At 50.4% G+C, this 19,446-nt stretch carries 15 protein-coding genes; 12 read left to right on the forward strand and 3 right to left on the reverse strand.

The genetic code is table 11. The annotated features are described in order from the left end of the window. Positions 1 to 497: 497 nt before the first annotated feature. Together ACXAFR_RS04975 and ACXAFR_RS04980 are read left to right on the forward strand one after the other, a co-directional pair. Positions 498 to 3,062: a TonB-dependent receptor plug domain-containing protein gene (locus tag ACXAFR_RS04975; RefSeq protein WP_475172954.1), complete on the forward strand. Its 2,565-nt coding sequence runs from the start codon at positions 498 to 500 to the stop codon at positions 3,060 to 3,062. A gap of 100 nt (positions 3,063 to 3,162) precedes the next feature. Then, positions 3,163 to 3,336, forward strand: coding sequence for an AMP-binding enzyme (locus ACXAFR_RS04980; RefSeq protein ID WP_475172956.1), 174 nt, complete (start codon positions 3,163 to 3,165; stop codon positions 3,334 to 3,336). Positions 3,337 to 3,994: 658 nt separating this feature from the next. Here ACXAFR_RS04980 and ACXAFR_RS04985 read toward each other — a convergent pair. Both ACXAFR_RS04985 and ACXAFR_RS04990 read right to left on the reverse strand, forming a co-directional pair. Beyond that, entirely contained in the window at positions 3,995 to 4,804 is an 810-nt protein-coding gene (locus ACXAFR_RS04985) for a hypothetical protein (protein WP_475172962.1), read from the reverse strand. A 316-nt stretch (positions 4,805 to 5,120) separates the two neighbouring features. Next, the gene (locus ACXAFR_RS04990; RefSeq protein WP_475172965.1) at positions 5,121 to 6,317 is read right to left on the reverse strand and encodes a LysR family transcriptional regulator; all 1,197 of its coding nucleotides are present in this window, start codon (positions 6,315 to 6,317) and stop codon (positions 5,121 to 5,123) included. 130 nt (positions 6,318 to 6,447) lie between these two features. Between ACXAFR_RS04990 and ACXAFR_RS04995 the strand changes: the two genes are divergently transcribed. The 10 genes from ACXAFR_RS04995 to fdhF all read left to right on the forward strand — a co-directional run bounded on the left by ACXAFR_RS04995 (position 6,448) and on the right by fdhF (position 18,986). After that, positions 6,448 to 7,137, forward strand: a complete 690-nt coding sequence (locus ACXAFR_RS04995; protein ID WP_475172969.1) for a 4-carboxy-4-hydroxy-2-oxoadipate aldolase/oxaloacetate decarboxylase — start codon at positions 6,448 to 6,450, stop codon at positions 7,135 to 7,137. A 3-nt stretch (positions 7,138 to 7,140) separates the two neighbouring features. Further along, positions 7,141 to 8,229, forward strand: coding sequence for a 4-oxalomesaconate tautomerase (locus ACXAFR_RS05000; RefSeq protein ID WP_475172973.1), 1,089 nt, complete (start codon positions 7,141 to 7,143; stop codon positions 8,227 to 8,229). Positions 8,230 to 8,233: 4 nt separating this feature from the next. Beyond that, the gene (locus ACXAFR_RS05005; protein WP_475172978.1) at positions 8,234 to 9,121 is read left to right on the forward strand and encodes a DUF1932 domain-containing protein; all 888 of its coding nucleotides are present in this window, start codon (positions 8,234 to 8,236) and stop codon (positions 9,119 to 9,121) included. A gap of 61 nt (positions 9,122 to 9,182) precedes the next feature. Further along, a complete protein-coding gene (locus ACXAFR_RS05010; protein ID WP_475172982.1) occupies positions 9,183 to 10,202 on the forward strand; it encodes an amidohydrolase family protein in 1,020 nt (339 codons plus the stop codon). Beyond that, entirely contained in the window at positions 10,199 to 11,089 is an 891-nt protein-coding gene (locus ACXAFR_RS05015; protein WP_475172985.1) for an amidohydrolase family protein, read from the forward strand. The genes ACXAFR_RS05010 and ACXAFR_RS05015 overlap by 4 nt, the downstream gene beginning before the upstream one ends. 28 nt (positions 11,090 to 11,117) lie before the next feature. After that, positions 11,118 to 12,074, forward strand: coding sequence for a Gfo/Idh/MocA family oxidoreductase (locus tag ACXAFR_RS05020; RefSeq protein WP_475172987.1), 957 nt, complete (start codon positions 11,118 to 11,120; stop codon positions 12,072 to 12,074). Between the two features lie 105 nt (positions 12,075 to 12,179). Beyond that, complete coding sequence (locus tag ACXAFR_RS05025; RefSeq protein WP_475172990.1) at positions 12,180 to 13,601, forward strand: chorismate-binding protein; 1,422 nt, start codon at positions 12,180 to 12,182, stop codon at positions 13,599 to 13,601. A gap of 438 nt (positions 13,602 to 14,039) precedes the next feature. Beyond that, positions 14,040 to 14,531, forward strand: a complete 492-nt coding sequence (locus tag ACXAFR_RS05030; RefSeq protein ID WP_475172994.1) for a formate dehydrogenase subunit gamma — start codon at positions 14,040 to 14,042, stop codon at positions 14,529 to 14,531. Then, positions 14,528 to 16,072, forward strand: coding sequence for a formate dehydrogenase beta subunit (locus ACXAFR_RS05035; protein WP_475172998.1), 1,545 nt, complete (start codon positions 14,528 to 14,530; stop codon positions 16,070 to 16,072). Before ACXAFR_RS05030 ends, ACXAFR_RS05035 begins: the two co-directional genes overlap by 4 nt. A 25-nt stretch (positions 16,073 to 16,097) precedes the next feature. Continuing rightward, positions 16,098 to 18,986 carry a formate dehydrogenase subunit alpha gene (gene fdhF, locus ACXAFR_RS05040; RefSeq protein ID WP_475173001.1) on the forward strand — a complete coding sequence of 963 codons (2,889 nt, stop codon included), beginning with the start codon at positions 16,098 to 16,100 and terminating at the stop codon, positions 18,984 to 18,986. Positions 18,987 to 19,026: 40 nt separating this feature from the next. On the opposite strand, the gene gloA2 is transcribed toward fdhF, so the two are convergent. Then, a complete protein-coding gene (gene gloA2 / locus ACXAFR_RS05045) occupies positions 19,027 to 19,437 on the reverse strand; it encodes an SMU1112c/YaeR family gloxylase I-like metalloprotein (RefSeq protein WP_475173004.1) in 411 nt (136 codons plus the stop codon). Positions 19,438 to 19,446 lie beyond the last annotated feature (9 nt).

Raw genomic sequence — 19,446 nt, forward strand, 5'->3', positions numbered from 1 at the left:
TTAATGCTCGGAAGATTTCGCGCGCTTCATGCAATGAGCCCCGAGTGACTAACACCACCTGCAGTCAATAAGCGCTTTCATAAAATAATCCTACTGAAGGTCAACTCATTTTTGAGTTCGGCTCCAAAATTGATACACACATAGAGTTAAGGGGCGCAATTTGGAATCAAAAATTCCGCACTAACTCAGTGCGGCCGCACTAATAAGATGCGCTAAAACACTGAAAATACGCTAAATATTGCCCGTGTTTAGTGAAAAATAATTATTTAGCGCATTATTAGAATTCCTATAAGACTTACTTATTGATTCTTGCAATATTGTCATTTGATTTTATGTCGTTCCGACATCGATAGTAGATAGGGTTATCTATTGTAAATTAAACATCAATGCGGCTATTTCGAAAATTTCAAATGACCGTAAGATGCTAAAGGGGGTGCATAGTGGTTAAGTCGGTACATATAAGAGCATTGTTAGGATACTCAGTTTCAACAGGTTTCATGATGATCGCATCAGCGCCGGTCTCAGCACAGGCGCAAAATGGCGAGGATGAATCCTCCGCATCTAAAGCACTTGAAGAAATAGTTGTTACTGGATCTCGCTTTGGCGGAAGAGTGAGTACTGATTCATTGACCCCAATTGATTCAATTTCAGCCGAGGATCTTACCAAGCGAGGTGCGACTGAAATGCAGGATCTACTTAAGGTTTCGGTGCCTAGTTTCAGTACGGCGCGTCCTATGGCGGCAGGTGTTCAGGATTATCTAACGCCACCGACATTACGTGGCCTTTCACCGGGTCACGTTTTATTGCTGGTCAACGGTAAGCGCCGGCACACTAACTCCGAGCTCAACGTTCAAAATCAAATTGGTCGCGGCGATGTTTCCTACGATTTTAACGCCATACCCAGCGCGGCTATTGGCCGAGCGGAAGTTCTTCGCGACGGTGCGTCGGCGCAATATGGATCAGATGCAATTGCCGGCGTTATTAATCTTCAGCTGAATGATCAGATAGGTACTGATATCTCGGTAACCTCTGGCCAAACCTCCGAGGGTGACGGTGAGAAAGTACAGGCGAGTGTGGGGTCAGGGGTTGAGATTGGCGACGAAGGATTTATACGGGTTACATTGCAGCATCAGAGCCAGGAAATGAGTAATCGTGCTCTACCGGATACGCGCCAACAATATTTCGGTGACAATGGTACAACCATGCCATCCGGCTCTTATGGTTCGGGTACAGGTCTGACACCGTCAAATGGTGAACTTGATCCTCGTGAAGCCACTATTGATCGCGATCTCTATATCTTCGGCCAGCCCGAGTACGATAATACCGCTCTCTTTATAAACTCCGAGTCTACGTTAGACAACGGAATATCCGTCTTCGGATTTGGTGGCTATAACCGACTTGAGGGTAGTGGGGCGGGTTTTTTCCGGCGAGCGGGTCAGGATCAGAATGTTCGAGCCATCTATCCGGACGGCTTTCTGCCAATGAGTGATACTACACTGAAAAACATGTCTGCGTCTCTCGGTGTGCGGGGTGACGATGTATTGGGTTTTGAATGGGAGCTTTCTTCAACCTATGGTAAGGGAATTACGGATCGTGCCTACTCAAACACCCTTAATCCCTCCTACGGCGTTGAAAGTCCCACAAGCGGAGATATCGGAAGCACACGTTTCAGCCAGTGGACCAATAATCTTGACTTGGTTCGTGATATTCAAATCGCAGATAGCTCTCCCTTGATGTTGGCGTTTGGGATGGAATATCGTAAGGAAATCTTTGAAATGGTTGCCGGAGAGCCTGTCTCTTATTCCTATGGTGGTGTAGATATTCTTGATGGCCCCAACGCCGGTAATACCGCAGGCGTTGGTTTTCAGCCATCAGCTGGTACTCAGTTATCAGAAGAGCTGACGGAGGGGCGTCACAGCTATGCCGTCTATGGAGAACTTGAGAAAGATTTTTTTGAGCGCTTAACTCTTTCGGCCGCAGCCCGTTACGAAGATTTCAGCGATTTCGGAGATACGACTGACTTTCGACTGGCAGGCAGGTTCGAGATTAATGAAATACTCGCTTTACGAGGGTCATTTGGTACTGGCTTTCGAGCGCCAGCGCTTGCCCAATCCTTTTTCCAAAAAACCGCCACGGATTTTGCTACGGGTGTACCTGTTGTTACAAGAGTTGTATCCGTAAACGATCCCGTTGCAGAACTGTTGGGGGCAGAGTCTCTGAAGCCAGAAGAGGCAGAAACACTCTCGATTGGTGCTGTAGCACAGTATGGCGATTTCACGGCTTCGATTGATTTCTACAATATCGACATTGACGATCGTATCGTTATTTCTTCCAACTTTTATGGTGATGCCCTGACTGAGTTACTTGCCAACAATGGCTACTCGGGGGTCGCCGGTGTTTCTTACTTAACCAATGCCGTCGATACCACAACTCAGGGGGTAGATGTGACGGTCAGTCACAGTCTAGACATGGGTAATTGGGGAACTCTGCGTTCTACATTGACCGCTAATTACAACGATACTGAGTTTGATGCCATTGCTGATGCCGCACCAGAGTTGACTGCACTAGGCATAACCACAGATTTGTTCGATCTGCGACAGCAGGTTCGTGTCGCGGATAGTACACCAAAAGCCAAGGCCAGCCTTAATTTTGATTGGTCGTTGGACCGATTGGGTGTGAGTTTAACGGCGACCTATTATGGTGAAGTTTCCGATCTCAACTTGCAAAACAAAACGCAAGAGCAGGTTGAAGTGCTGACCCGAGGTTATGACGTAAAGGTTTATGAGCGCGACAATGGGAATTTCGATGTCCTGCAGACATTCGGTGCTAAGATCGTCACAGATTTATCTCTGCGATATGATGTGACTGATGAACTCCGGATCTCTGGCGGGGTAGATAATTTGTTTGATATTTATCCAGACCGTCAGATAGCGTCCACCGTAGAGAGTGTAGCAGTGGGTACCAATGGCGCAGACAATAATGGTATTTTCCCTTATTCGTATGTTTCTCCTTTCGGGACGAACGGTAGATATGCATATTTGAAATTAGACTACTCTTTCTAGGTAACACCGATACCTCTAATCACATCTTGTAGATTTGGGCTAGCCAATTTGCAGGCGTCGTTGTTTAGGCGCCGCCTTTTTCCTGAAAATTGATTTATTCATGGTTGTGATTTTCGTAGAGATTGATCACGATAAGTTAATAGAATTTCTTCGTGAGCGACTGGCAAGCTACAAGATTCCCAAACGTATTGTCGCGGTAGAGGCTTTGCCGAGAACCGCAACCGGAAAATTGCAGAAACCAAAATTAAAAGAGCTGGTAGTAACGCTGCTTTAGTCTTACTTAATTTTTGACCGGCTGTGACGCAAGGTTCAGCTGGTCAATCTTTGTTTTTTTTTGAATTCAAGTCTAATTTTTACAGTTAAATGGTAATCCACCCTTCTTAACCGAAGTTAAAAGTAGAAGGCTATGCGGCTAGTGCCAGTTTCATTACTGCAATAGTGCGAGACGGCTGTGTATGGCGATGCTCAGAACCATTCGCTACAGTGGGCCCAGTCGCATGCTGTGTTGTTTGATGACAATTAATCACTTAGAATTTTTACGCCATCTATAATCAAACCTCCAGTTTCTAAATCACATTCCCCTAGCGACAACTGTATAGTTCGTTGAGAAACCACTGCGCTTAGTAACATCGAATACATCTCTTGAAAGCCTGGCTGAGAGGACATGATTCGAAAATTCGTTGTATTACAACCATTTTTCACATAGTTCACTTTCGTGTTGTCATATAAATTCCCGGCAACATCTATACGCACGTTATCGATAGTGTTCGTAGGTAACCAGTCCATCCCCCAGGACGATGCTGACAATAAGAATCCTAAAATTATTGTAACTAACTTAGTTTTTTCATGTGCAAATTCTTGATTTAAAGGGTTGAATTGATGTAGGTAAACGCGTTCTAAAAGTGGGTCACAAAAACCTTATAGAAAAGAGTTCATAGCGTCATATAATCTCCAAATATGGCGTTGAAATTACTTTTATTGACTCCGTCAATGCCGGTCCACCACCACACGGGGTAGTCTAGAGAAACGAAGTGCTTATCCGGCATTGATCGCTGCGTAATGGGGTGATATTTATGGAAAAAACCTGGATATTTTTCGGTATCAAGAACGCCCATAATCCCTAAACTTACTATTAATGTGTCTCTTTCATCCTTATTAGAGGGAAACAGGCCTGTCAGATATTTTTGCAGCATAGGCGCAGTCACTTTATCGTCTAAATTATCAATAGTAGCTATTACCTGCCGAAATATATCAATATCCCGGTCTGTTGGGGAAATTGATTCTTTGGCGTTCAAAAACCATGTTAGGTCATAAATAGCATAAAGGATTGAGTCGGTAACACCTGCTCGACCCCCATATTTATATCTGTAAAAACTTATGTCATTGACAAAATTTTTGACGTCTGCGCTTTCAGGCAGGCGACAGAATAAGCAGTAATTACTACTTCCTTTCATTCCTGCTGAAAACGCATCAATAAACTTATGATCTGAAAATGAACGTAATTCTATGTAACTGGCCAAGGCTGAACGCCATTCCAAGCGGCGGGTCGACAAGCTAGCGATAAAAGCACCTGTGACAGCTTTTAAAGATACTTTTCCCTTAATCATCATGGCTTTATCGACAGCACCTTCATGGTCGATCACAATAGAATCAAACAATAGGCCATTAGCTTTTAAAAGTTCAATTTCATCATAGGTCTTTTCGCTATTTTTAAAAAATAACTTTAAAACTGATTTTTCCATTGCTTAACTCCTAACCTTACCATTTTATGGGTATGGACAGACGCCGTTTCCTGTATAGCTCCAACGGCGACCGAATTCCTGTACAGATGATTTCCAGTAAGCGCATCCGGATTTATTGTTTTTCGCAACACCACGGATTTTATTGGCTGATTTAAGTATCCGGATTACGTACAGAAGGCGATCTACACCACCAATTTCTAATGTTGTTGGTTGACAAAAATTTTGAATGCCCTCTATTTCATTTTAGATGGTTAGCAAGCTGCATTGGATTTGGTGTAAAAATCAGTTGCCATTTACATTCCCGCAATTCCAAAAACTACACCTTCCGGTTTTCCCGCAACAACTCAATAAATCTTGCCTGTACTCGTGTCGGTTGCCAGTCTTTCCGCAACGCCAATCCAATATCGCGGCTGGTACCGGCAAGCGATCGCGGATTCATTGCTAAGAGTCCGGAGCGCACATCGATCTCCACCTGCTTGGCTGGCAATAGGGCGGCGCGGTTACTGTCGAGCAGCAGTCCGCGAATCGCCATCAGTGAACTGCATTCAATGACATGCTCTGGTGGCTCCAGTCCTGCACGGCGAAAAAAGTTGCTGAAGGCCTCCCGACCGGGAGTGTTTTCCCGAGGGGCAATCCAATCCAGCTGGGCGAGTTCTTCCGCCGTGATTTGTTGGCTGTTGGCGAGTCGATGTTCTGGCCGCACCACGACATTCAAATGATCTTCGAATAGCAATTCCTGTATGACGTCTGGTGACGGTTGCGGATATCGCAGCGCACCAACGATCACGTCGATCTGTCCGTGGAGGAGGGCGTGTAGCTGTTCTTCGTAAGGACCATCGATGATCTGCACCCGCACGTCTGGATACTCGTTTAGCAATCGGGTCACGCAGTGGGGCACCATCTGAGTTCGTGCCAGGGGAAGGCTGCCAACGGCCAGGTTGCCTGACATTACCCCGCGCAGTTCGCTGAGTTCGTCGACCGCCTGAGCGATTTCTGCGAAGAAGAGTCGTGCGTGTCGTGCCAGTTGCCGGGCTTGCCAGATGGGTTCAACGCCGACGGGTGAGCGGCGAAAGAAGTCTTGCTGGCAGATGGATTCCACCTCTCGTACGGCGCGATGCACCGTTGGTTGCGATAAATCGAGTGTCTGTGCGGCACGGGTATAGCTGCCGGTTTCGACCACGGCAATCAGGGCGCGTAATTGTGGAACGGTAAGCAGTCGCTGCAGGTTGCGGCTGTTGGACGAGCGGGAGGCCACCAGAGGTTCGCTGGCGCGGATCCAGTTGATGGCTCTTTGCGCCCGATTCAGGAAAATACGGCCGTGTTCTGTGGCGAACAATCCGGTACTGGTGCGCGAAAAGATTGGCGTCTGCAGTTGATGTTCCAGCTTTGTTAGGCCCTGGGTCACAGCGGATTGCGACAGGTGGACGCTGCGAGCAGCAGCGGATATCGATCCGAGCCGGTCAATTTCTACCGCAGCGGTGATATGGCGAAGGTTTGGGCAGGTGGGTGTCATGGGGCTAATTATGAGCCTTTATAGCAAATTCTAATACCCTTTGACGGTAAATGAACACGGTTTTTGGCCGGTATTACTGCATAATTCGGGCAACATAATGATCCGTAACTGATTTTTTAGGAGTATAGCCATGGCTGTATGCGTTACCGACATCCCCCGCGTCTCGGCCGAGATCGTGGCACTTTACCAAGACGCAGAAGTTGCCACTGTCCACGAAGCTCAGGGACGTAAAGGCCTGCTCGCATCCTATATGCGCCCCATCTATCGTCCGGCACAGATTGCCGGCCCCGCGGTGACCTGCGAAGTGGCTCCCGGAGACAACTGGATGATCCACGTTGCGGTTGAGCAGTGTCAGCCGGGCGACGTTCTCGTGGTGACGCCAACCAGCCCCTGTGAAGATGGCTACTTTGGCGATTTGCTGGCGACCTCTTTAAAGGCTCGCGGAGTGAAAGGACTGATTATCGATGCCGGCGTTCGCGATACGGCAACACTGACCGAAATGGGATTTCCGGTTTGGTCTAAGGCCATTTTCGCCCAAGGCACCGTGAAGGAAACGCTCGGCAATGTAAACGTACCGGTGGTGTGTGCCGGGGCTCTGATCAATCCCGGTGATCTGGTGGTAGCCGACGACGACGGCGTGGTTGTTGTGCGTAAAGACGAGGCCGCTCAGGTTCATGAAAAAGCCCAGGCTCGCCTGGAAAATGAAGCCTCAAAACGCGATCGGCTCGCCAGTGGTGAACTCGGCCTGGACATCTACAAAATGCGTGAGCGACTCGCCGCTGAAGGTTTCCGCTGGATTTCTTCACTGGACGAGAAATAAGCCATGATGCAGCGCATTCCCTGTTCGGTGCTGCGCGGCGGCACATCAAAAGGGCTTTACTTTAAAGCTGAAGATTTACCCTCAGATTCTGAAGCGCGTAATCGTGTGCTGCTCGCTGCTATGGGATCGCCAGATCCCCGCCAGATCGATGGTATGGGCGGTTCTCACCCATTGACCAGTAAGGTGGCGGTGATCAGCAAGTCCGAGCGGGATGATGCGGATATCGATTATCTCTTTCTGCAGGTGGTCGTCGATAAGCCCGAAGTCAGTGATGCTCAAAATTGCGGCAATATTCTTGCCGGTGTCGGCCCCTTTGCTATCGAAGAAGGGCTTGTTGACGCTCAAGACGGTCACACCGACGTGCGGATTTACATGGTCAACACCGGCTCGCGTGCTATTGCTCGGGTTGAAACCCCGAAGGGGCAAGTGAATTACGAAGGGGACGCCCGTATTGATGGCGTGCCTGGTACAGCCGCCCCCGTACCTTTGGATTTTCTCGATATTGCCGGTTCCAGTTGTGGTGCCTTGCTGCCCACAGGCAATGTTGTTGATGAAATCGATGGCGTTGCTGTTACCTGTGTCGACAACGGTATGCCGGTGGTGGTTCTCAATGCGCAAGATTTTGGCTTGGAAGGCAATGAGCCGCCCGAGGTTCTGGAAAACAACGCGCAATTAAAAGAGCGTATTGAGGCTATCCGTTTGCAGATCGGTGAGAAGATGAACCTGGGTGACGTCACCAAAAAAACGGTGCCGAAAATGTGTCTGGTCTCGCCGGCGCAAAATGGGGGTGTTATTAACACTCGCACCTTTATTCCGCATCGGGTGCATGAGGCGATCGGGGTGTTGGGATCTGTCAGCGTCGCGACCGCCTGTATGCTGCCAGGTTCGGTGGCACAACTCGTCAGCGGACTGACCATTGAAGATGGCACCATGCCCCTTGAAGTGGAACATCCCACAGGCTTCTTCACGGTGGAAATGGAAGTCACTGGTACGTCCAGTCTGGATACCTTTGAGGTAAAACGCGCGGCGTTGCTGCGTACCTCCCGACTCTTAATGCGCGGTGACGTTTTCGTCCCGGGCGGTGAGGCGTAAGCCGATGCCTGGGATTTCGCGCATCTGTCTGTTAGGTTTCGGAGAGGTTGGTAGCACACTGGCAAGCGATCTATTGGCAACGACGACCGTGGAGTTGCGAGTTTGGGATCGCTTGTTCGCGGCTTCCGGCTCTCTGTCTAACCAGCGCTTGCAGAAACTGCCATCTGAACGTATCCACGTTGCCAACACAGCGGAAGATGCCGCCACAGGTTGTCAGTTGGTGATCTCGGCGGTGACGGCTGGTCAATGTTTACAGGCCGCGGAATCCATCCTCCATTCTATTGCTGCGGATACCTGGTTTCTTGATCTGAATTCTGTGGCGCCTTCAACCAAGATTCAGCTGGGCGATATGCTGGATCGTATCGGCGGCCGTTTTGTCGAAGTTGCCGTCATGTCTCCCATTCATCCAAAGCGCATTGCCAGCCCAATGTTGTTGGGCGGTCCGCATGCTGCCCGGTTTTTGCCGTTAGCCGAAGCTCTGGGGTTTATGGGAGCAGAGGTGACTTCGGAGTCACTGGGCATCGCATCGGCCAGCAAAATGTGTCGCAGCGTCATGATCAAAGGCATGGAGGCATTGCTGACGGAGTCTTTATTGGCGGCACAACACTACGGGGTTGAGGGCATGGTGCTTTCCTCTCTGGAGAACCTCTTCCCAGGTATCGATTGGTCGGAAAAGTCTCGCTATATGATTTCCCGTTCTTTAGAGCATGGCGCGCGACGGGCAGAAGAAATGCAAGAGGTCGCCAAGACGGTTGCCGATGCTGGTTTGACCCCGTGGATGAGCGAGGCTTGTGTGGAACGTCAATGCTGGGCACCCCAATTTAATGTTGCGGCCAATGCGGCGGATATTGGCAGCATGCTGTTTGAAATTAACGGTTTACGAAAGGGGTAAAACGCAAAGAGCCCTCAGATGTTATGAATTCCCTTTGCAACGATAACCAACGAGAAGAATTATGATTATTGATTGTCACGGACATTACACCACGGCACCTGAGCCGCATCAGGTGTTTCGCGAAGCACAAATTGAAGCCTTCAAAGCGGGAAAGGCTCTGCCGGAGCTTCCGCAAATCAGCGATGACATGATTGTTGAAAGCATCGAGAAAAATCAACTGCGTCTGCTGAAAGAGCGGGACGCGGATATGACGATTTTCTCTCCTCGCGCTTCTGCAATGGCTCACCATGTGGGTGATCAAGCGGTTTCTGAACAGTGGACCGTCGCCTGTAACAATCTGATCAAACGGGTTGTTGATCTCTTCCCGGAATACTTTATTGGCGTTTGTCAGCTGCCACAGTCTCCTGGTGTGTCGATTGAACACTCCATTAAAGAACTTGAGCGTTGTGTTACTGAACTGGGCTTTGTGGGCTGTAATCTGAACCCGGATCCCTCCGGCGGACACTGGACGTCACAACCGCTCACCGACCGCAGTTGGTATCCGTTTTTTGAAAAAATGGTCGAGCTGGATGTGCCAGCCATGATCCACGTTTCTGGATCGTGTAATGCCAATTTTCACGCAACCGGTGCTCACTACATCAACGCCGATACCACCGCCTTTATGCAGTTTTTACAGGGCGATCTGTTTAAGGATTTTCCGGATCTGCGGTTTATCATTCCCCACGGTGGCGGTGCGGTTCCCTACCATTGGGGGCGTTATCGCGGTTTGGCAGATATGCTGAAAAAGCCAAAGCTGGATACCCATGTTATGAAGAATGTGTTCTTCGACACCTGCGTTTATCATCAGCCAGGCATTAACCTGTTGTTTGAAGTAATCGATATCGACAACATCCTGTTTGGTTCTGAGATGGTTGGTGCTGTGCGGGGTATTGATCCGCAGACAGGCAATTATTTTGACGATACCAAGCGTTACGTCGATGCCTTAAACCTGAGTGAAGAAAACACCTATAAGGTGTACGAAGGCAATGCGCGTCGTGTCTATCCGCGTCTGGATGCATCATTGAAGAAGAGGGGCCTATGAGTCAGTTTACTGCCGATGCCGATTGGTTACATTGGCATCAGTCACCATCCAAGCCGAGCTATGTCCCACCTGCCGGAGCTGTGGATGCACACTGTCATGTGTTTGGTCCTGGGGATCAGTTTCCGTTTGCACCTGAGCGCAAATACACACCCTGTGATGCCTCGAAAGATCAACTGTGGGCGCTGCGGGATTACCTTGGGTTCTCCCGTAATGTGATTGTGCAGGCTACCTGTCACGGTGCCGATAACCGTGCTCTTGTCGATGCGTTGAATCACTCCAATGGTTTGGCCCGCGGCGTTGCCACGGTAAAAGCCTCTGTTACCGATGATGAATTGCAGGCGTTGCATGCAGCCGGTGTTCGCGGTGTACGTTTTAATTTTGTGAAACGTCTGGTGGATGCGTTGCCATTTGATTCTCTGGGAAGCATTGCGGATCGAATCAAATCTTTGGGTTGGCATATCGTGATTTATTTTGAGGCGCAGGAACTGCCTGAGTTGTACGATTTTTTTACCAGCCTGCCGACCACCGTTGTCGTCGATCATATGGGGCGCCCAGATGTCAGTAAGCCCGTTGACGGCGAGGAGTTTGAACTCTTTGTAAAACTCCTGTCAGAGAACGAGAACTTTTGGTCTAAGGTCAGTTGTCCCGAGCGTTTGTCCAAATCCGGGCCTACCACCTATGACGACGTAGTCCCCTTTGCAAAACGTATCGTAGAGACTTTCCCGGACCGCGTGCTTTGGGGGACAGACTGGCCGCACCCAAATATGAAAAGCCATATGCCGGACGATGGCAAATTGGTGGATATGATCCCGCGTATTGCCGTTACTGAAGAGCTGCAACGCAAGTTGCTGATCGATAATCCCATGCGGTTGTATTGGGCCGATTAATTCAAGAATCTGATTGAGAGAGGAAGTTATGGCAAAAACATTAAAAGTGATTGTTGCCGGTGCCGGTGCCTTTGGGAAAAAACACCTGGACGGTATTAAAAATATTGATAACGTCGAAGTGGTCGCACTGGTTGGCAGAACCTTGGAGTCCACTCAAAAAGCGGCAGAAGAATATGGCGTCGCGCATGCAATGACGGATTTGGCCGAGGCTCTGGCACTGCCAGATATCGATGCGGCTATTCTCTGCACACCAACGCAAATGCACGCCTCCCAGGCCATTCAATGTATGGAAGCGGGTGTCAACGTGCAGGTTGAGATTCCCCTGGCAGACAGCTGGGCCGATGCGGAAGCGGTGATGAACAAGCACAAGGAAACCGGTCTTGTCTGCATGGTTGGGCACACTCGCCGCTTTAATCCATCTCACCAATATGTTCATAACAAGATCACTGCGGGTGAGTTGAACATTCAGCAGATGGATGTGCAGACGTATTTTTTCCGTCGCAAGAACATCAATGCGAAAGGTGAGCCGCGCTCCTGGACTGACCACCTGTTGTGGCACCACGCTGCTCACACCGTTGATCTGTTCCAATACCAGACTGGCTCACCCGTGGTTCAAGCCAATGCAGTACAGGGGCCAATCCATCCCGAGCTGGGCATTGCCATGGATATGTCCATTCAGCTGAAGACAGAGAGTGGTGCAATTTGTACGTTGTCACTGTCATTTAACAACGATGGTCCGCTGGGCACCTTCTTCCGTTACATCTGTGATAACGACACGTTTATTGCCCGCTATGATGATCTGGTCAACGGCAAAGAAGAGGCCATAGATGTCTCTAAGGTCGACGTTTCCATGAACGGCATCGAACTTCAGGATCGCGAGTTTTTTGCCGCTATCCAAGAGGGTCGTGAGCCCAATTCAAGCGTGGCGAAGGTTTTGCCTTGCTATAAAGTTCTCCACGATCTGGAGCAGCAGTTGGCCGGCTAAGCCTGCTATTCTCCGGCGGCGCAATACCGTCGGAGTTTCCCAGATTCTGATATCCCGTCCTCTGCAACCCCCCTTGCCATTACAAGCCTGCAATTCTGACGTAGAATGCCAGCTGACAAAGTAACGATCGAAATTCTCACCATGATGTTCAATGTTGGCGATCTGCATGGCTGGATCCGGAAAATCAAAAGCTGGGCAGCTATCCGCAAGGATGTGTTTTATCTCAGCAGTTGCCTGGTAAAGCCTGCGGCCGATTGCGGCGACTATGAACTTTTGGTTGGGCAGGGTATTCGTCGCCAATTTTTGGTGGATTTCGGGCGCCCAGTTGATTGGCAGGCTTTAGAAGACTTCTGCCGACTGTCGACCTGGCGATTCTTCGTCGTGGCCTACGAGTTTAACCAGCAGCTCTATCCAGAGTTTTCTGATGCCCCTCAAGATTGTCTCAAATGGCCGAGTTTGCTCATCGTTGAGCCGGAGATCGTCCTGGCATTAAAACGCTCTGGCGATCTTGAGATCGTCGCCTCGAATCCTGACGATGTGTATCTTTCGCTCGCCCAATTAAAACCAAACGAAACGTTTGAGGCTAGGGTAAGTGGTGACATGGTTATGCAAGATTCCCTGTCTGCCGCGGAACATTATGAGCGAGTTGAGAAAATACGACAGCATATTGCCAGTGGCGATTTTTATGAGATGAATCTCTGCCTAGAGACGGTGATAGATGATATCGAAATAAATGACCCTTTTGCACTCCATCAGCAGTTATTAAATTTATCACCTACCCCTTTTTCCTCTTTCGTTCAAATTAAAAATTTCCACTTGCTCGCGGCCAGTCCTGAGCGCTATATGTGCAAAAAGGGACGCCAGGTTGTGAGTCAGCCGATCAAAGGCACCTCGGCCCGCCATAGCGATCCCACAGAAGATGCCGCTAGCTATGAATACTTAGCGACATCAACCAAGGAATTAGCAGAGCATGTGATGATTGTTGACCTAGTTCGTAATGATTTGGGTCGGTTTTGTCGTGACGGCAGCGTGCAGGTTTCCGAATTATTTGGAATTTATGGCTACCAGCAGGTTTATCAGATGATCAGCACGATAGTCGGAGAGTGTCCCAGTGATATCAATTTACTCGATATTCTGCGCCACACCTATCCGATGGGAAGCATGACCGGCGCTCCGAAGCACCAAGTGATGGGTGCGATTCAAACGCTGGAGAAGGCTGCTCGTGGCTGGTACAGCGGCAGCGTGGGTTATATTCGACCTAATGGCGATGTCGACAGTAACGTCGTTATTCGTGCCTTGCTCTATGATAGTGACGCACGTCGGGGTAAGTTTGCAGTGGGTGGCGCTATTACTGCCGACTCGGATGCTTCGGCTGAGTATGAGGAGTGTCTGTTGAAGGGGAAGGCGATACGACATTTGTTGTCAGACGCGACACGCCTAAAAAAGAATTCTTCTCATCAACCACCAACAAATCAATCGAATCTAAATCTGGAATCGTTAAAACTGTCGGCGACGGGTGAAAAATAGTTCAGACTATGTTAAACCTAAGGCATGTACCGTGACGTGGCATTTTCCAATAATAGAGAGACCACTTCGAATCAACGAGTAGGTATTGATTCTGGCTTAGCCGGCCGGTTATAAATAAATGAAATAATAATGCGGGCCAAGCCAACTATGATGATATGAGTTGGCAACTGCAGGTAGGTAAATGATGTCGACTGAATGCAATTGCCGTGGCCTGGCGCCGAGAATAGATCAATATCTCATACGCTTTTTACAACTTTTCCTCAGCTTGTTAGTAACGATAGTCCTTACCGGACCAAGATCATAATAAACAGTCGCTAAATGCTGAATCTATCTCAGTACCGGTGAGCTGTAACCGAAACAGTGCTATGCGCATGGCTGTTGGCCTGTGCACGGCGGTGTATAGACAAGAACAAACTGTTTAAGAAGGATCGTATAAGCATGAGTCAAACCAGCTGGGATCCAGCGGTGGTCGACGGCATTCTCGCAGAATTGCGTGATCAGCCGGGCGCACTGTTGCCCATACTTCACGCTGTTCAGGACGCTCTAGGGTATGTGCCGCCCGAAGCCTTGCCTCAGATCGCCGACGCATTGAATTTGTCCCGAGCCGAAGTTCACGGTGTTGTTTCGTTTTATCATTTTTTTCGTACGCATCCGCCCGGTAAATACGTTGTGCAGATATGTCGGGCCGAATCCTGTCAAGCGATGGGCGCTCGTGAGCTGGAAGCGCACATTAAAGATCGTTTACGGGTCGATTATCACGAAACCAGTCCTGATGGACTTGTGACACTGGAGCCAGTCTACTGTCTTGGCAATTGCGCCTGTTCGCCGTCGCTGCGGATAGATCGTGATGTCTATGGCATGGTTGATCGTCAACGATTTGACGACCTTCTTGAAGAACTACAAACCGATACGCTGGAGGTGCAAGGATGACCAAAGTGTATATCCCTCTGGATACCACAGCGGTATCTCTCGGGGCAGATAAAACGGCTGCGGCTCTCGTTCAAGCGCTGAACAGTAACGGCAAATCCATTCAGATCGTTCGCAATGGCTCTAGAGGACTCTTTTGGTTGGAGCCCATGGTCGAGGTGGAGACCGATCGTGGTCGTGTCGCTTATGGGCCTGTCCATGCGAGAGATATTCCGGATCTCTTGGAGTCGGGTCTGTTGGACGGTTCGGATAAACATGAGCTGTATCTGGGCGATCCCGAAAACATTCCCTTTTTGAAGCAGCAGCAGCGTTTAACCTTCGCCAATGTGGGGTTGATCGATCCTATTAGCCTTGAGGATTACCAGCGTGTTGGCGGTTACCAGGGACTTCAGAAAGCCCTGCAGATGACGTCCCAGGATATGGTTACAGAGGTCAAAGAATCGGGACTCCGAGGTCGTGGAGGGGCTGCATTTCCAACCGGAATTAAATGGCAGACAGTTTTAGACGCGCCGGGCGATATCAAAGAAGGCTACCAGAAGTACATTGTCTGCAACGCCGATGAGGGCGATTCGGGAACCTTTGCAGATCGCATGTTGATGGAAGGGGATCCGTTCTGTCTGATCGAAGGCATGACCATAGCCGGGCTCGCTGTTGGCGCCACCAAAGGGTACATCTACCTACGTGAAGAATATCGTCAGGCGGAGGCCGTCTTAACTAAAGCCCTCGTGGAGGCGCGTGCGAAAGGCTTCCTGGGTGACAGCCTTTGCGGCAGTGACAAAGCGTTTGATTTGGAGTTACGACTGGGCGCTGGTGCTTATATTTGCGGTGAAGAAACCTCGTTGTTGGAGAGTTTGGAAGGCAAGCGTGGCATGGTGCGGGCGAAACCCCCGTTACCTGCCATCGTGGGTCTCTTCGGGCAGCCTACGGTCGTTAACAATGTGATTTCTCTGGCCAGTGTGCCAATCATTTTTGCTAAGGGCGCTGAATACTATAAAAACTTCGGTATGGGGCGCTCGCGGGGCACATTGCCGTTTCAGCTGGCTGGCAACCTCAAGCAGACCGGTTTGGTCGAGCTGGCGTTTGGCCCCAGCTTAGACAGTTTGTTGAAGGACTTTGGCGGTGGTGCTCGCACCGGTCGCCCTTTGCGTGCGGTACAAGTCGGCGGTCCGCTTGGAGCGTATTTGCCCGCCAGCCAGTGGCATACACCCCTGGACTATGAAGCCTTTGCCGCGATCGGTGGCGTGTTGGGGCATGGCGGTGTCGTGGCCTTCGACGACAGCGTCGATATGAAAGCCCAAGCGCGTTTTTCTATGGAGTTCTGCACAGCGGAATCCTGCGGCAAATGCACCCCTTGCCGAATTGGTGCGGTACGTGGGGTGGAAGTTATCGATCGAATTCACAGCGATGATGACCGCGAGGCCAATATCGCTCTGTTGGAAGATCTCTGTGACACCATGGTGAAGGGGTCGCTTTGCGCTATGGGAGGCATGACGCCTTTCCCCGTACAAAGCGCGCTCAAGCATTTTTCTGACGATTTTAAATAGTCCGTCCTGCGGAGGAGGTTATCTCATGAACAGCGTTAGCTATTTTGACCCCAACAAGGATTTGGGCACGCCACCACCAGTGGCGGATTACAGTACAGAATATGTGGAACCCAAGCCGATTTCTCTGCTCATTGATGGGCAGTCTGTGACGGTTCCTGAGGGAACCTCGGTGATGCGAGCTGCAGCTATTGCCGGTGTCACCATTCCAAAATTGTGTGCAACCGACAGTGTCAAAGCGTTTGGTTCCTGTCGTATATGTCTGGTGGAAATCGAAGGCCGTCGCGGCATGCCAGCATCCTGCACCACGCCCGTCGAAGAGGGCATGCAGGTGAAAACCCAGACCGATGCTGTTGCTAAGGTGCGGCGCAACGTGATGGAACTGTACATTTCCGATCATCCCCTGGACTGCTTGACCTGTCCCAGTAACGGGAATTGCGAATTACAGGACGTTGCCGGTGCGGTCGGCTTGCGCGAAGTGCGTTATGGCTTCGACGGAGAAAATCATCTGGATGCGGCCAAAGATGAATCCAATCCCTACTTCACCTTTGATGCGAGTAAATGCATCGTCTGTTCCCGTTGCGTGCGAGCCTGTGAAGAAACACAAGGGACGTTTGCGTTGACGATTCAGGGCCGTGGCTTTGACTCGAAGGTGTCGCCCAGTCAGAACGAGTCCTTTTTGGATTCTGAATGTGTTTCTTGTGGCGCCTGTGTTGAGGCTTGTCCGACCGCAACACTGATGGAAAAGAGCATCATCGAGCACGGTCAACCAGAGCGTTCTGTGGTGACCACCTGTGCCTACTGTGGTGTGGGTTGTGCATTTAAAGCAGAGATGAAAGGCGACAAGGTGATCAATATGTCGCCCTATAAAAACGGTGCAGCAAACCGAGGTCACGCATGTATCAAAGGCCGCTTTGCCTTTGCTTACGCCACCCACCGTGATCGCATAACCACACCGATGATTCGCGAAACCATCGACCAGCCCTGGCGTCAGGTTAGCTGGGATGAGGCGGTAACCTTTGCCGCGAAAAAAATTCGTCGCATTCAGGAAAAGTACGGCCAGAACAGTGTCGGTGGCATCACCTCATCGCGTTGCACGAACGAGGAAACATATCTCGTCCAAAAAATGGTTCGCGCCGCGTTTGGCAATAACAATGTGGATACCTGCGCTCGGGTTTGCCATTCACCCACCGGTTATGGTTTGAAAGTGACCCTTGGTGAATCTGCGGGCACACAAACCTTTGACTCGGTTGAAAAAGCCGATGTCGTTATGGTGATCGGTGCGAATCCCACCGATGGCCATCCAGTGTTTGGCTCGCGGTTGAAGAAACGCTTGCGTCAAGGCGCTCGTTTGATCGTTGTCGATCCTCGTCAAATTGACTTGGTCAAAACACCGCATGTGAAAGCAGATTACCATCTGCCTCTGCGGCCAGGGACGAATGTCGCTTGCCTCAACTCTCTTGCTCACGTCATTGTGACCGAAGATCTCTGGGATAAAGAGTTTGTCGCCAAGCGCTGTGAGTCCGATGCCTTTAACGATTGGCTAACGTTTATCAAAGATGACGCCCATTCTCCGGAAAAGATGTCTTCTGTAACCGGTGTGCCTGCTGCGGATATTCGCGCGGCCGCACGCCTCTTTGCCACAGGCGGAAATGGCGCTATTTATTACGGACTGGGCGTCACCGAGCACAGCCAGGGGTCGACCTCGGTGATGGCCATTGCCAACTTGGCAATGCTCACCGGTAACATTGGTCGCGAAGGTGTTGGTGTGAATCCTCTGCGGGGCCAGAACAATGTGCAGGGGTCTTGTGACATGGGGTCATTCCCCCATGAGCTTCCCGGATATCGCTCTGTCGCGGATGAGACAGTACGCGGTCAGTTCGAAAAAGCCTGGGGGGTGAGCATTCAGCCTGAACCAGGCTTCCGTATTACGAACATGCTGAATGAAGCGGTCGCTGGCAATTACAAGGGACTCTATTGTCAGGGCGAAGATATCGCTCAATCAGACCCCAACACTCAGCATGTGGAGGCGGCGTTAGGCAATTTAGAGTGTCTGATCGTGCAGGATATCTTTCTCAACGAGACCGCAAAATACGCTCATGTATTTTTGCCGGGAGCGTCTTTCCTCGAGAAGGATGGTACCTTTACCAATGCTGAGCGGCGTATTTCGCCGGTGCGGCGGGTGATGGCACCTCTGTCCGGCAAGGCGGATTGGGAGGGCACAATGGCATTATCCAATGCTCTGGGTTATCCCATGAACTACCAGAATCCGTCTGAAATTATGGAGGAGATTGCCGCGTTAACGCCTTCGTTTGCCGGCGTTACCTATGAGCGTTTGGAGCGGGAAGGATCCTTGCAGTGGCCTTGTAACGGGGATACTCCGGACGGCACACCGATTATGCATCGAGAGGAATTTACCCGCGGCCTGGGATTCTTCCCCGTGACCGAGTATGTTCCAACGGAAGAAAAAATTACTCGTCGTTTTCCACTGTTGCTCACTACGGGTCGGATATTGTCCCAGTACAATGTGGGTGCTCAGACCCGTCGAACCGACAATGTTTCCTGGCATGCGGAGGACATTCTGGAAATTCATCCGGTGGATGCTGAGGATCGTGGAATTAAGGATGGCGATTCCGTGGAGATTGCCAGCCGCGTGGGCAATACGGTGCTGAGGGCTAAGGTCAGTGAGCGGATGCAGCCGGGAGTTGTCTATACGACCTTCCACCACCCTCACAGCGGGGCTAATGTGATCACCACAGAGAATTCGGATTGGGCTACCAACTGTCCGGAATACAAGGTCACTGCGGTCCAGGTCGATAAAGTCAGCTCACTGTCGGAATGGCAGGAGAACTTCCGCGAATTCACCGAGCGCCAGCACGCGTTTGTACGCCAGGCAGCGGTGGAAGAAAGAGACTGAGGATCAAGCAGAGGAGGGTATCGGCCAAGCTGGGTTAGCCCTATTCAGCGTGGTCGATTCCTTTTCCGTCTTCGTAGAGTTCCAGTGGCAGGCCGTCTGGGTCAGCAAAAAAGCAAAAGCGGCGATCCGTGTATGGATCGATCCGCACCTCTTCACACGCAATCCCTTTGCTCTCGATGAGAGTCACCATTTCTTCGATGTCGGCAACTCGAAATGCCAGATGGCGTAATCCTTGAGCCTCCGGATAGCTCGGGCGGGGTGGCGCTCCCGGCATGGAAAAGAGCTCGATTTGAGTTCCGTCCGGTAGGGCGAGATCTAATTTCCATGAATCCCTGTTTTCGCGGTAATGTTCTGCCAGAATCTCAAGCCCCAGTACCTCGGTGTAAAAGGTTTTACTGGTTTGATAGTCTGAGCAGATAATGGCGACGTGATGGGTGCCGAGCAGAGGCATGGTGAAAGG

It is taken from the genome of Pseudomaricurvus sp. ABR4_320 (assembly GCF_056159445.1).